The organism is Salinicola socius (assembly GCF_001937195.1).
In the GTDB taxonomy this organism is placed as follows: domain Bacteria; phylum Pseudomonadota; class Gammaproteobacteria; order Pseudomonadales; family Halomonadaceae; genus Salinicola; species Salinicola socius.
Window position 1 is genome coordinate 54,581 of the sequence record NZ_MSDO01000020.1, and the last position, 12,867, is coordinate 67,447.

Annotated in this window: 12 protein-coding genes; 5 read left to right on the forward strand and 7 right to left on the reverse strand. The window is 61.6% G+C overall.

Annotated elements, in window-relative coordinates; translation table 11 throughout:
- Window positions 1-29: 29 nt before the first annotated feature.
- Together nadD and BTW07_RS13395 are read right to left on the reverse strand one after the other, a co-directional pair.
- Window positions 30-731: a nicotinate-nucleotide adenylyltransferase gene (gene nadD, locus BTW07_RS13390; protein ID WP_075570684.1), complete on the reverse strand. Its 702-nt coding sequence runs from the start codon at window positions 729-731 to the stop codon at window positions 30-32.
- Window positions 718-2,001 (reverse strand): glutamate-5-semialdehyde dehydrogenase, encoded by a 1,284-nt coding sequence (locus tag BTW07_RS13395; RefSeq protein ID WP_075570685.1) that lies wholly within the window; start codon window positions 1,999-2,001, stop codon window positions 718-720. Before BTW07_RS13395 ends, nadD begins: the two co-directional genes overlap by 14 nt.
- A 209-nt stretch (window positions 2,002-2,210) precedes the next feature.
- Between BTW07_RS13395 and BTW07_RS13400 the strand changes: the two genes are divergently transcribed.
- The 3 genes from BTW07_RS13400 to BTW07_RS13410 are packed head-to-tail and all read left to right on the forward strand — an operon-like array spanning window position 2,211 to window position 5,355.
- Entirely contained in the window at window positions 2,211-3,038 is an 828-nt protein-coding gene (locus tag BTW07_RS13400; RefSeq protein WP_075570686.1) for a hypothetical protein, read from the forward strand.
- Window positions 3,029-3,952, forward strand: coding sequence for a diguanylate cyclase domain-containing protein (locus BTW07_RS13405; RefSeq protein WP_075570687.1), 924 nt, complete (start codon window positions 3,029-3,031; stop codon window positions 3,950-3,952). The genes BTW07_RS13400 and BTW07_RS13405 overlap by 10 nt, the downstream gene beginning before the upstream one ends.
- The gene (locus BTW07_RS13410) at window positions 3,949-5,355 is read left to right on the forward strand and encodes a bifunctional DedA family/phosphatase PAP2 family protein (RefSeq protein ID WP_075570688.1); all 1,407 of its coding nucleotides are present in this window, start codon (window positions 3,949-3,951) and stop codon (window positions 5,353-5,355) included. Before BTW07_RS13405 ends, BTW07_RS13410 begins: the two co-directional genes overlap by 4 nt.
- Before the next feature lie 49 nt (window positions 5,356-5,404).
- Here BTW07_RS13410 and BTW07_RS13415 read toward each other — a convergent pair whose 3' ends face one another.
- Together BTW07_RS13415 and mpl are read right to left on the reverse strand one after the other, a co-directional pair.
- A complete protein-coding gene (locus BTW07_RS13415) occupies window positions 5,405-6,091 on the reverse strand; it encodes a flavin prenyltransferase UbiX (RefSeq protein WP_083941862.1) in 687 nt (228 codons plus the stop codon).
- A complete protein-coding gene (gene mpl, locus BTW07_RS13420; protein WP_075570689.1) occupies window positions 6,081-7,448 on the reverse strand; it encodes a UDP-N-acetylmuramate:L-alanyl-gamma-D-glutamyl-meso-diaminopimelate ligase in 1,368 nt (455 codons plus the stop codon). The genes BTW07_RS13415 and mpl overlap by 11 nt, the downstream gene beginning before the upstream one ends.
- Before the next feature lie 460 nt (window positions 7,449-7,908).
- On the opposite strand from mpl, the gene BTW07_RS13425 reads away from it, so the two are divergent.
- Both BTW07_RS13425 and BTW07_RS13430 read left to right on the forward strand, forming a co-directional pair.
- Entirely contained in the window at window positions 7,909-9,168 is a 1,260-nt protein-coding gene (locus BTW07_RS13425) for a 6-phosphofructokinase (protein ID WP_075570690.1), read from the forward strand.
- Between the two features lie 395 nt (window positions 9,169-9,563).
- On the forward strand, window positions 9,564-10,109 hold the full coding sequence (locus BTW07_RS13430) for a glycine zipper 2TM domain-containing protein (RefSeq protein WP_075570691.1): 546 nt from the start codon (window positions 9,564-9,566) through the stop codon (window positions 10,107-10,109).
- Window positions 10,110-10,355: 246 nt separating this feature from the next.
- Here BTW07_RS13430 and BTW07_RS13435 read toward each other — a convergent pair whose 3' ends face one another.
- From BTW07_RS13435 to BTW07_RS13445, 3 genes are all read right to left on the reverse strand, one after another.
- Window positions 10,356-10,586 carry a hypothetical protein gene (locus BTW07_RS13435; RefSeq protein ID WP_075570692.1) on the reverse strand — a complete coding sequence of 77 codons (231 nt, stop codon included), beginning with the start codon at window positions 10,584-10,586 and terminating at the stop codon, window positions 10,356-10,358.
- A 677-nt stretch (window positions 10,587-11,263) separates the two neighbouring features.
- A complete protein-coding gene (locus tag BTW07_RS13440; RefSeq protein ID WP_075570693.1) occupies window positions 11,264-12,013 on the reverse strand; it encodes a HesA/MoeB/ThiF family protein in 750 nt (249 codons plus the stop codon).
- A gap of 109 nt (window positions 12,014-12,122) precedes the next feature.
- A complete protein-coding gene (locus BTW07_RS13445) occupies window positions 12,123-12,623 on the reverse strand; it encodes an Lrp/AsnC ligand binding domain-containing protein (protein WP_075570694.1) in 501 nt (166 codons plus the stop codon).
- Between the last annotated feature and the right edge of the window lie 244 nt (window positions 12,624-12,867).

Consider the following 12,867-nt stretch of genomic DNA (forward strand, 5'->3'; position numbering starts at 1 on the left):
CGTCTCCCGGAATCCGGGAGACGCGCATTTTACTCGGATAACCCCCGAACGCCAGCCCCGGGCTCTCGATAGAGGCCGTGGACGGCAATGTAACGCTCGACGGCTTCAGGAATCAGGTAGCGCACGCTGAGTCCTTGTTGCAGACGCCGACGCACTGCGGTGGCCGCGATCGCCATGCGGCTGGGCAGACGCAGCCGCAGCAGGCTTCCGGCTGGCGCCGCCATCAGCGACGCGACCGAATCCACTTCCCGACCCTCGATCAGTGATGCCAATAGCGGTTCCAGCGGTGCCTCGTGATCCGGGCGATCGATCACCACGATATGGGCAAGCGTCAGCAGGCGCTCACGCTGGTGCCAGTCGGGCAGGCCCAGGAACGCGTCGTGCCCGACCGCCATGACCAGCCGCGCCTCGTCGCCCCACTCCTGGCGCAACGACGCCAAGGTGTCGACAGAGTAGGAGTGGCCCGGACGACGCACCTCGCGATCATCTGCTAGCAACCCCGGGGTGTCACCGATGCCGGCCTCCAGCATCGCCAGACGATGTTCGGCGGAGATGCCCGGCGCCTTGCGATGAGGCGGCACGTGCGCCGGAATCATGTGCACCGCGTCCAGAGCCAGCGCCTCGCCCAGCTCGACGGCACTGCGCAGATGCCCCAGGTGAACCGGGTCGAAAGTGCCACCCAGCATGGCAATACGCGCAAAGGAGGAGTCTCTCACGTCAACCCCGCACATGGCCGTCGCCGAAAACGACGTACTTCCGGGTCGTCAGCCCCTCCAGGCCAACCGGGCCACGAGCATGCAGCTTGTTGGTGGAGATGCCGATCTCGGCTCCCAGGCCGTACTCGAACCCATCGGCGAAACGCGTCGACGCATTGACGATCACCGAGCTTGAATCCACCTCGGCCAGAAATCGTCTGGCGAGGGTGAGATTCTCGGTCACGATCGCGTCCGTATGCTGGGATCCATAAGTGTTGATGTGTTCGATCGCCCGATCGAAATCGTCGACGATTCGAATCGCCAGGATCGGCGCCAGATATTCTGTCGACCAGTCCGCGTCCGATGCCTCGACGGCATCCTCGATCCACTCTCGGGTCCGCGGGCAGCAGCGCATCTCGACGCCCTTGTGCCGATAGATCGCGGCCAGCGACGGCAGCACCTGCGCCGCGATATCGACGTGCACCAGCAGCGTCTCCATCGTATTGCAGGGCGAATAGCGCTGAGTCTTGGCGTTGTCGGCGATCGCCACCGCCTTGGCGATATCCGCGGCGGCATCGATATAGACATGGCAGATACCATCGAGGTGCTTGATGACCGGCACCGTGGCATCAGCGGCGATACGGGCGATCAGCGACTTGCCGCCGCGCGGAATGATGACATCCACGAACTGCGGCATGGTGATCAACGCGCCCACCGCGGCGCGATCGGTCGTTGCTACCACCTGCACCGCACTCGCGGGCAAGCCAGCATCCTCGAGCCCCATGCGAATGCATTCGGCGATCGCGGCATTGCTGGCTGTCGCCTCGGAACCACCCCGAAGGATGCAGGCATTGCCGGATTTCAGGCACAGACTCGCCGCCTCGACGGTCACGTTGGGACGGGATTCGTAAATGATACCGATCACCCCCAGCGGCACCCGCATCTGGCCGACCTGGATACCGCTGGGTCGGTAGCTCAGCCCGTCGATCTGGCCGACGGGATCGGGCAGCGCCGCGACCTGACGAACCCCGGCAATCATGGCGTCGACTCGCTCGTTGGTCAGCGCCAGACGATCCAGCAGCGCCTCGCTCAGCCCGTGGTCTCGCCCGCGCTGCAAGTCTTCCCGGTTGGCCGCTGCCAGGTTCGGGCGGGCCGCGTCCAAGCGCGCCACGATCGCCTCGAGCGCAGCGTTCTTGCGCCCACTGTCGACCCGGCGCAGTGCAGCACTGGCGTCACGCGCACGCTGCCCCAGCGCCTGCATGTAGTGGGTGATATCCTCGACCCGAGAGGTCGCCGTCTGCTGCATGGTGTACTATCCCCTCTCGATGATGATCCGCAACGGGTGGCGTCCGACGTCGGGCTGCCGAACGTCTCGATAGCGAGAAAGCTCGATGCCAAGGGCACGATAACGCGCTGTCCTTTATCGTTAATCGCGCTATACGCTCAGTCCCGGCCCATGCGATAGTGAAACACGAATCGCACACGCCATCCGCAATCGGTCCAATATAAGCCACCATGCAAAGCAAGTACAAAAGCCCCGGCTCCAAAACGCTTCTGGCGCTTATCTTGCTGTTCGCCCTGGTGGCGGGCGGGCTAGCCGAGGACGCCGTGAGAGTAGCGGCTTGGGTCAGTGGCGCCCTCTTTGCCTTGCTGCTGGCTCGCCCCACGCGTCTCGCGCAGTGGTTTCCCGTCGTGATCACGCTTCTGTGCGTTGCCATGCTCGCGATCGACCATGCCAACACCCATCTCTGGATCTGGGCGTTGCCGCTATGCCTGCTGGGCCTGGCGGGCCGCGGCGGCGCGATAGTCAACGTGGCGGTCTATGCAACATGCGTCATCTACATGGCCTGGACGCTGCCCTTGCCGACCACCATCGTTGCCAGTCTTTCACTGGCGGTGGTCTGGCTACTGTGCCTGGAGCGACAACGGCTGTCGGCCACGACACCGGCATCGGCGAAGTCCGATTGGCTGCTCCCGCCGGCGCAACTGGATGCCGACATTCAGCGTGAGCTCAAGCGCTCGGAGCGAGAACGGCTGCATGGAGAGGTGGTGGTTTTCGGCTGCGCCCACTCGACCACGGCCGATATGGATCAGCTCTGTCGCTATCTGCAAGAGCAGTTGGCGCTCTACGAACGGGCCTACCGACTCAATGACTATGGCGTTGCCGTGATTCTCGTGGCGCCCAATGCCGAGGTCGCCCAGCAACGCCGCCAACAGCTGGGATACGCTATCGCTCCTCATCGCGAGGTCTCGTCGACGCCACTGACGGAAATCGGCGATCGTTTCACCCGTTACCACGGCAAATCGTCCACGCGCATGGCGGAGATGCACTCTTGGCACTGAGTCGTTACAAGCTGATCGCACAACTACTCACGCTGGCATTGCTGGTGGGTCTCGCACTGTGGGAACACCTGATGCGCCACTACGACTTGATACTCCCGCCGACCCTGCTGGCGATCGCACTGCTGATTTCCCTGCCGCTGCAGTGGCTGGGGCGCCTTCGCCCATCGGTGGCTGACCATCTGCTGCTGGCCGGCGGGCTGGTCCTTTGTGCCGTCGAGGCACCGAGTAGCGCGAACCCGATGCTATGGCTGGGGCTATCGATCACGCTCAGCTTTCTGTTGCTCACGTTCTTCCCGGCCCTTCTACTGGCGTTCTGCCTGGTCCCGATACTGCTGGTGCTGATCGGCGACGGCCACTTGGCGGCGCTCAACCTGGTGTTTGGCTGGTGGCTGATGCTGGTTGCGGCTGCCCTGACCGTCCTGCTGGATCAATCGTCCCATGCGAAGCGCTTCACGCTGACGCCCTGGCGTCGCGACAAGCGCCTGTCCGCCACCTGTACTCGCGAGAACTTGAAAATAGAGATCGCCAGGGCATCCGCGCTCGACCAGCCATTGAGCGTACTGGTCGTCTATATCCCTCAACTGGATCAGGCAGGAGATCAATTCGGCGGTCACCTGCGCGAAGTGCTTCTGTCCAGTTTCAGCAGCGTGGTGTCCGACAATAGCCGTCAAAGCGACCTCCTCGGCGAGAATCATGCCAACGTTTTTTGGCTGATACTGCCGAACACGGCTGAACCCGGCGCCGTCGCTGCTGCCAAAAGACTCTCGGATGCGGTCACCGCGGTCGCCCATCCTGAAATCGGCGCACTGGAAAGCTACAGTCGAGTCTGTACGCTGCAGAGCCAGGAAAGCGCAGAGCGCTTCGCTCGGCGCCTTGAAGCCGCTGCCACCAAACTGCTGGAACCTCACGCTTGAATTTCACGCACTGGCTTTACTCTCTCGCCCCGCCCCCGGAGCTCCTCCTGGTCATCATCTTCGCGGTGGCCCTGATCGAATCCCTCGCCGTCATCGGGGTCGTGGTGCCCGGCGTGGTATTGCTCGGCGCTGCAGCGTCGATCGCCGGACACGGCGACATCTCCCTCTGGCTGGTGCTGCCAGCCGGTATTCTTGGCGCGTTCGCCGGTGACAACCTCAGCTTCTGGCTGGGCCGTACGCAGCGCAGCCGGATTCCGCGATGGTGGCCGCTGAAGCAGCACCCCGACTGGTTGAGCCGGGGTCATGAGTTCTTTCAGCGATACGGTATTCTATCCGTCGTGATCGGTCGTTTCGTCGGCCCGGTACGCCCGTTCATCCCCATGATCGCGGGCATGCTGTCGATGCCGACGAAACGCTTCGTTGTCGTCAATCTGGTTTCCGCTCTGGCCTGGGCTCCGGTCTATCTTCTGCCGGGTTATCTGCTGGGACGATCCTGGGAAGAGTTGATGCAGCTGCCGGCAGGGGCCGAACACTGGCTGCTGACGCTCTCCCTGTCGCTACTGGCGCTGGGGCTGCTGTTCTCATGGATTCGTTATCAGCTGAGCAGCGACGGGCGTGTGCATCGCTGGCTGGAAGCGCGCATGACTCGAAGCCCTGCGCTGGCCAAGGGCTGGAACACGCTTTGCTCACCGCCGCCGGCAAGTGAATTCCCGCTGGCGTCGGTGTCACTGCTGCTGACCAGCCTGATCGCCTTGACCGGCTGGACGATATGGGTGCTGATGCACGATGGGCCATTACCCATGGATTCGCAGATCCACTCGCTCGCTCGTCTGCTGCAGCGAAGCTGGCTGGTCGGGACCAGCGAGACGCTCGCCGAGATCGGCGATGCGCTGGGCATCAGCGTACTCATGGCCCCATGGCTGCTCTGGCTGTTGTACGCGAAACGCTTCGCAGCGCTGCTGCACATCGCCGGCGCCCTGGTTCTCATTGCCGTCAGCAACACGATATTCAAGGATCTGGCAGGTCGGGCACGGCCGGACACCCCGGACTACCTGACCGGCTCGATGTCCTACCCCAGCGCCCATACGTCGACGATCGTGGTCGTCGTCGGGCTGACGGCAGCGTTTGCCGCCCAGGTGATGCCGCAGCGCTATCGCGGATATGCGTACTGGCTAGGGATCCTCGTCTGCGCGCCCATGGCCATATCCCGGTTGGTGATCGGCGTTCACTGGGCCAGTGATCTGATCGGCGGTGCCCTGCTCGGGCTTACTGTCTGCGCCCTGACGCGCATCAGCTATCAACATTTCCAGCGCCCCGACCGCGACATGCCGCCGTGGATCTGGCTAGGCGTCGCCTCGCTGGCGCTGGAGACGACACGCGTGCTGTTTTTCCCTCCCATCTGAACTCCCGAGCGCTCCGCCGGGGGAGAGGGCCATCGCCGAGGGTCATCGCCTAAGCCCCCCAGCGGGGCATCAACGTCTGGGCAATGCCTAACTGATTGAGGATTCTGGCCACGATGAAATCGATCATCGCCTCGACGCTGTCTGGACGATGGTAGAAACCTGGTGCTGCCGGCAGCATGACAGCGCCCATATGGGTCAGCTTGAGCATGTTATCGAGATGAACCGCCGAGAGCGGCGTCTCCCGAGGCACCAGAATCAGCGGCCGACGCTCCTTGAGCGCGACATCCGCGGCACGCTCGATGAGGTTGTTGCTTGCCCCGCAGGCGACCGCCGAGAGCGTGCCGGTCGAGCACGGACAGATCACCAGCGCCTGCCAGTTACCGGATCCGGAGGCCACCGGCGCCATCCAGTCTTCCCGGCCGAAACAGCGAATCTGCTCCTCGCCGGCGCCGAACCGCGCCGTCAGATCCCTTGCCAGTCGATCCGGCTGTGCCGGCAGATCGATATCGGTCTCGACCGCGATCACGCGATGCGCCGCCTTGGAGACCAATACGTAGACCTCGTGCCCGGCGCCGATCAGGCATTCGATCAGGCGCAGCCCATACTGCACGCCGGAGGCCCCGGTCAACGCCACGGCGATCGGCGGCGCATAGTTTGGAGCGTTGTTCTGGACATGGCTCTGGACATGGCTCTGGGCATGGCTCGGGCGGGCGGGAAACTCATTGTCAGCGGCCATGAAAACCCTCCAGCGCTTGCAGCAACTTGTCGTGAATACCGCCAAACCCGCCGTTGGACATGACCACGATCCGATCTCCGGAAACGGCCGTCTCGACGACCTGCCCGATCAGCGTGTCGAGATCGTTCGCTACCCGGCTGGTCGCACGGCGGGCGACAACTTCGTCCAGCGACCAGTCGAGCCCGGGAGGCTGATACCACCAGACCCGATCGGCCACCGAGACGCTATCGGCCAGGCGTGTCTTCATGGTGCCCTGGCGCATGGTATTGGAACGGGGCTCGATGACTGCCAACAGCCGGCCGCCGTGGCGGTCCTGGCGTAACCCCTCGAGCGTCATCGCAATGGCCGTGGGATGGTGCGCGAAGTCGTCGAGCACCTGGATCCCGGCCACCTCGCCGCGAACTTCCTGGCGTCGCTTGGGAGCAGCGAACGTCGCGAGTGCGTGGCAGCCGTCCGCCACCGACACGCCAAGCTGATGGGCCGCTGCCAGCGCGGCAACGCCGTTGGCGGCATTGTGCCGACCGCTCATTCCCCACTGAATCCGGTGACGCTCGCCGCCGTAAGTCACCGTGAAGGCACGGCTGTCATCCGGCTCGAGGGTAAAGCGCCAATCGCTGCCGTCACGTTCACCGAAGCGTTGTACCGGCGTCCAGCAACCCTGGGCCAGAACCCGCTCCAGCGCCGGCTCGCTGTCGGCGACCACCAGGCCGCCATTGCCCGGCACCGTACGCACGAAGTGATGAAACTGGCGCTCGATGGCCGCCAGGTCGGCAAAGATATCGGCGTGGTCGAACTCCAGATTGTTGAGAATGGCGACATCCGGGTGGTAATGAACGAACTTCGACCGCTTGTCGAAGAACGCGGTGTCGTACTCGTCCGCCTCCACGACGAACGGCGCACCGGATCCGCCGAGACGAGAAGAGCATCCGAAATTGCGCAGCACGCCACCGATCAGGAAGCCGGGCTCCAGCCCCGCGACCTCCAGTATCCAGGCCAGCATGCTCGCGGTGGTGGTCTTGCCATGCGTCCCCGCGACTGCCACGACACGACGTGTCGACAGCACATGTTCCGCCAGCCATTGCGGCCCGGAAGTATAGGCAAGCCTGGCGTTCAGCATCGCCTCGATTTCCGGATTGCCGCGCGAAAGCGCATTGCCGACGATGACCAGATCGGGAGCCGGCTCGAGATTCTCGGGGCGATAACCCTCCATCAGCTCGATGCCGATCTCTTCGAGCTGGTGGCTCATCGGGGGATAGACATTGGCGTCCGAGCCGGTCACGCGATAGCCCAGCATCTTTGCCAGGCGCGCCAGACTCCCCATGAAAGTCCCGCATACCCCCACTACATGAACGTGCATTCCACTCTCCCTCGCATGAGCCGGCGAGCCTAGCATGGGCTCGCAAACCGGGCCACCGGCTCGCCCGATACCGCATCCGATACGCTCCCGCGGCGTCGAAACCGCCCACGAGCCCCCTGCGAAACGCAGACTAGCGGCCGCAGCGATCATGGCGTCACGGCAGACATCAGCCGATGACTCATCCGACAGTTGCAGAAAATTGACCGAGGTCAAGACACGCATCTCGTGTTAACAGGCATTCGCCTTTCGGCTATGCTGGGCCCGCATTCGCGACCTGCGGCATCCTTGCCAGGTGGCACCACGTCGTTGCCATGGCCCCGGTTTCATCATCGGTGGTGATTCACCGACAGGCTATCGCCACCGCGATATCGTCCAGGAAGTCAGCGTCAGTCGACGGCCCGGGCACGCCAGTTCGATGACGTGAGCCAGCATAACCGAACATCAGGAGATGAGAGCCGATATGGCCAAGCATAATGCCTTCTACGCCCAGTCCGGTGGCGTTACCGCCGTCATCAACGCCAGCGCCTGTGGCGTGATCGAGGCCTGCCGCCGTCACCCGGACCGCATCGGTCATCTCTATGCCGGGCACAACGGCATCATCGGCGCGCTCATGGAAGATCTGATCGATACCAACCAGGAGAGTGACGACGCCGTCTCGGCGCTGCGCTATACGCCCGGTGGCGCCTTCGGTTCCTGTCGCTACAAGCTCAAGTCGATCGAGACCCACCGCGCCGAATACGAACGCCTGATCGAGGTATTCAAGGCCCACGACATCCGCTATTTCTTCTACAACGGCGGCGGCGACAGCGCCGATACCTGCCTCAAGGTCTCCCAGCTGTCGGAGACGATGGGCTACCCGCTGACCGCGATTCACGTACCCAAGACCGTCGACAACGATCTGCCCATCACCGATAACTCGCCGGGTTTCGGCAGCGTCGCCAAGTACGTTGCCACCTCGACGCGAGAAGCGGCGCTGGACATCGAATCGATGTGCTCGACCTCCACCAAGGTATTCATTCTCGAGGTGATGGGACGTCATGCGGGCTGGATCGCCGCCGCAGGTGCACTCTCCGGTGAATCTCCGGAACAGGCCCCGCACCTGATCATCTTTCCGGAAATCGCCTTCGACCGGGAGAAGGTCATGGCGCGCATCGACGACGCCGTCAAACGTCACGGCTTCTGCGTGCTCGTGGTATCCGAAGGCGCCCAGTACGCGGACGGCACCTTCCTGACCGATTCGGGCAGTACCGACGCCTTCGGTCACAAGCAGTTGGGCGGCGTCGCCCCGATGTTGGCATCGATTGTAAAGGAAGACCTGGGCTACAAATACCACTGGGCCGTCGCCGACTATCTACAGCGTGCCGCGCGCCATATTGCTTCCAAGACGGATGTCGACCAGGCCTACGCCGTGGGTGAAGCCGCCGTCGAGCTCGCTCTGGCCGGGCAAAATTCGATGATGCCTGCGATCAAGCGTATCTCGGACGCACCCTACGAATGGAAGATCGAACCGGCTCCGCTGTCGGAAATCGCCAACCACGAAAAATTCATGCCGCGGGACTACATCAGCGAAGATGGTCTCTATATCAGCGAAGCAGGTCGCCGATACCTCGCACCACTGATTCTGGGTGAGGATTTCCCCCCATTCGAAAACGGCCTGCCCAAGGTCGCCAAATTGAACAAAGCCAGGGTCGAGCGCAAGCTGCAGCCGTTCGAGCTCTAACCCACAGACTCCGGCGTCATCGCGGCGTTCGCGCGACGCCTGTCAACCGAGCCACACTCCGCTCCCACCGTCGGCACCACCATTGCGGGTGCCGACGCCAGAAGCGGTCGCTCGCCTACCTTCTTCAGAACGTTCGTCCGCATTTCAAGGAAGACTGACGGCCCAGCGACAGAATCCCTGTCGCGATTCAGCAACACCCTCCCTCCAAAATGAAAACAGTGTTCAACAACTCCGAGATCCGCTACTCGGCGAAAGTTCCGGGGCTATACTTGGCTTATCCTGAAAATCGCCCACAAGCGGCTATCGCGGGAAGCACATCTCGAGGATTCAGGTAAATCGTCAGATTCAGCGCCTCGTCGCTCTTGCGGCGGCGAGTAAAGAGAAGGAGCAGGGCCATGAAGAAACCGATCATTGTTGGCGGTATCATCGCTGCACTGGGTATCGCCGGTGGCGTCGCGGTTGGCGCCTATCAATCATCCGAGAGCGGACCGCGTTATGCGGATATCGTCAGCGTCGACCCGATCGTGCAGACCTCCAACTCTCCTCGCGAAGTCTGCAAGGATGTCACGGTGACGCATCAGCGCCCGGTGAAGGACGATCATCGCATCGCCGGCACCGCCATCGGCGCCATCGTCGGCGGCGTCGTCGGCAATCAATTCGGTGGCGGCAGCGGCAAGAAGATCATGACGGCAGCCGGCGCCGTGGGCGGCGGCGTCGCGGGCAACCAGGTTCAGCAGCAGATGCAACAGGGCGACACCTATCAGACGACCGAGAAGCGCTGCAGCACCGTCAACGACAGCAAGGAAGAGACCGTCGGTTATGACGTCCGCTATCGTTACGATGGCGAGGTCCATGAAGCCAAGCTGGATGACAAACCGGAGGGTGACCGCGTGCTGATGCGCGACGGAGCACCGCAATGGCAGGACGACTCTCAATCCTGAACAACTCGGTCTTGAACAACTCGGTTGAAGACCGCCGCCATTCGCGGATTGACGCCTTCCAACGGTTCGAGCGTCAAATAGGGCTGAGTCAGAAAGACGAGAATCAAATAGCCCCGAGTCATCGACTCGGGGCTTCGTCTTTGACAGCAATGCCAGATCCCTTCCGAATGTTAATCTGGCGACTCTTTCTTCGACCATCGCACGCAGGCATCGGGAAGCGCGAGCCCTATCTGCCGAGAACCTTCATCAAAAATGCGTCGGCTTCCTCGGCCGACCTTGAGGACCGATCGGTTTGCTTAGCGCGATCTCGATCGCCCGCTCTCGCTCGATGCCGCTATCGACCAGCTTCCTGATTCTCGTTTTCAGCGTGCTCACAGGCATGCCAACGGCTTTGGCACGATGGGACAAGCTCCCCATCGCACACTCGGTCTTCTTCTGACCTTGAACGAGCTGAAAATCCCGCGCAGTCAATTTCATTGTCGTCCCGAGGTGCAACTGCCGTTATTAACAAAACCATCTAATAAAGGCATTATTGATTCAACTGAACTTTAAATAGTTTGTAAATGAACTTTAGTTCAGTTTGCACGCCTCGAGGTTAACTTTACTTAACTCAGGGCAAGAAAGACTGACATTGAGGCCATGGTTCGGGTTCTGCCGGAAGCACTGGCGATCGGTGGAGGAGCACGTTCACACTATTTCGGTCCCAGCACAGACCTTGAAGGGTGTGAACATGTTCAGAGAGCAACGAGTAGAGAGCGGTCGCGGCCGGCGGCAATGCGGGCAAGTCGAAAAACCGTGACTGGCCAACAAAAAAACGCCCGGCATACTTCACCATCTGGTGCTGAAGTCTGCCGGGCCAAAGATCGCGAGACCGCGACCATGAACCTCTGGGGCTCAAAAGAGCGCGCATGAAGAACGCACCCTCGACCGATTCGTTACGGTTCAAAGCGGGCGCTTCGCACCAAAAAAATCAATATCTAGTAGCAAACCGCCTTATCAACCTACTATAGCTACTAGATTATCAGCATGTCGCAATAAAGAGAAAGCGGAAATTTCATCTACTTTAGTATTTCCGGATAAATACCGACCACCGCCCTGCCGGTGCTCATGGGCCCTTACTCCAGCTGTCCAATGACGCCATGACCTCGTCATGGTCATTGACGCCCCCCACATACGGCACAGGCCGGATCTCTTGGCAACGCGAAACGCCGCCACTCGCCGCGTAATGCGTCGAACGTCGATAGACCTCGAGGAGGCTGGCCCGCGCCAGTGATCAGCTTCAAGGCTTCCAGCGCCTGAAAACTACCGATAACGCCAACCAGTGGCGACACGACACCGCTCTCTGCACAGGTCAGCGCTTCATCGTCGCCCTGCTCCCCGTAAAGGCAGGCGTAACAGGGCGACGATGGCTGACGCGAATCAAAGACTGCCAACTGGCCGGAAAAACGAATGGCAGCGCCGCTCACCAGCGGGGTCCGAGTTTCGACGCAGACCCGATTGATCGCGAAGCGGCTGGAGAAACAATCGGTACAATCGAGCACCACATCGGCCGAATCGACTTCCTCTTTCAGGGCACCGTCGGCGAGCCGAGCATTCAGCGCCCGGACCTGGCACGTGGCGTTGAGCCTTCGTGCCGCATCGGCCGCCGACTGCGCCTTGGAATGCCCCAGCGCCGATTCGGTGTGCGCAATCTGGCGCTGCAGATTGGATAATTCGACGACATCATCATCGGCGATGCTAAGACACCCCACACCGGCCGACGCCAGATAGAGCGCAGCGGGAGAACCAAGACCACCGGCACCGATGACCAGCGCGCGGGAAGCGAGCAGCAGCTCCTGCCCCCGGACATCGATCTCTTCCAGCATGATATGGCGGCTGTAGCGTAGTAATGCCTCATCGTTCATAGCTTTGACTTCATCGCCTTTCGTTCATGGCCGTCTTCGTGAGTGCCATCATGGGCTTGCCGGCGAACGCGCTCCAAATCCAAGAATGACGGCGTCGCGATCCGACGTGCTACCCGTCGCCTGCCAGGTCGAGATCGGGAATCGGCAGGGCCAACTCCTCCTTGACCTCTTCCATCACGACGTAGCTTTTGGACTCCTTGACGCCGGGCAGGGTCAATACGACGTCACCCAGCAGTTGGCGATAAGCCGACATCTCCGGAATCCTGCACTTGAGGATATAGTCGAACTGCCCGGAAACCAGATGACACTCCTGAATCTGCGGCAGTTTGGCGACCGCCTGTCGGAACTCATCGAAGACCGCCGGGGACTGGGTGTTCAAACTGATTTCGACGAACACCAGCAGATTGGCGCGCAGCGCCTGTGGATCGAGTATCGCCTTGTAGCCGCGAATGATACCCGAACGTTCGAGGCGTTTGACGCGCTCGAGACAGGGTGTCGTCGACAATCCCACCTGGGACGCCAGGTCGACGTAGGAAATTCGCGCGTTTTCCTGCAGGCAGCGCAGGATATTGAGGTCGATTCGATCGAGAGATCGAGATTTGGCTTTCATTGCTGTAATTGTTCCAAGCCGGTGGATGGAAAGGTTCCATGAATGAGAAGCCGAAGGCGAATGGCTCGCTTGGGTAATCAGCAAGTGACACCATGCAAGCGACACGACGTATGGATTACCGCCCCGGCTCACCGCTTTTCGCGGGGCAATACTCTTATCACAGAGCGGTTACGAATCACCAGCCAGCCCGGCAACCCTCGTTCAACGCTTCGATTGTAGAGGTACGGCCAGGCGCCGCCTGTTC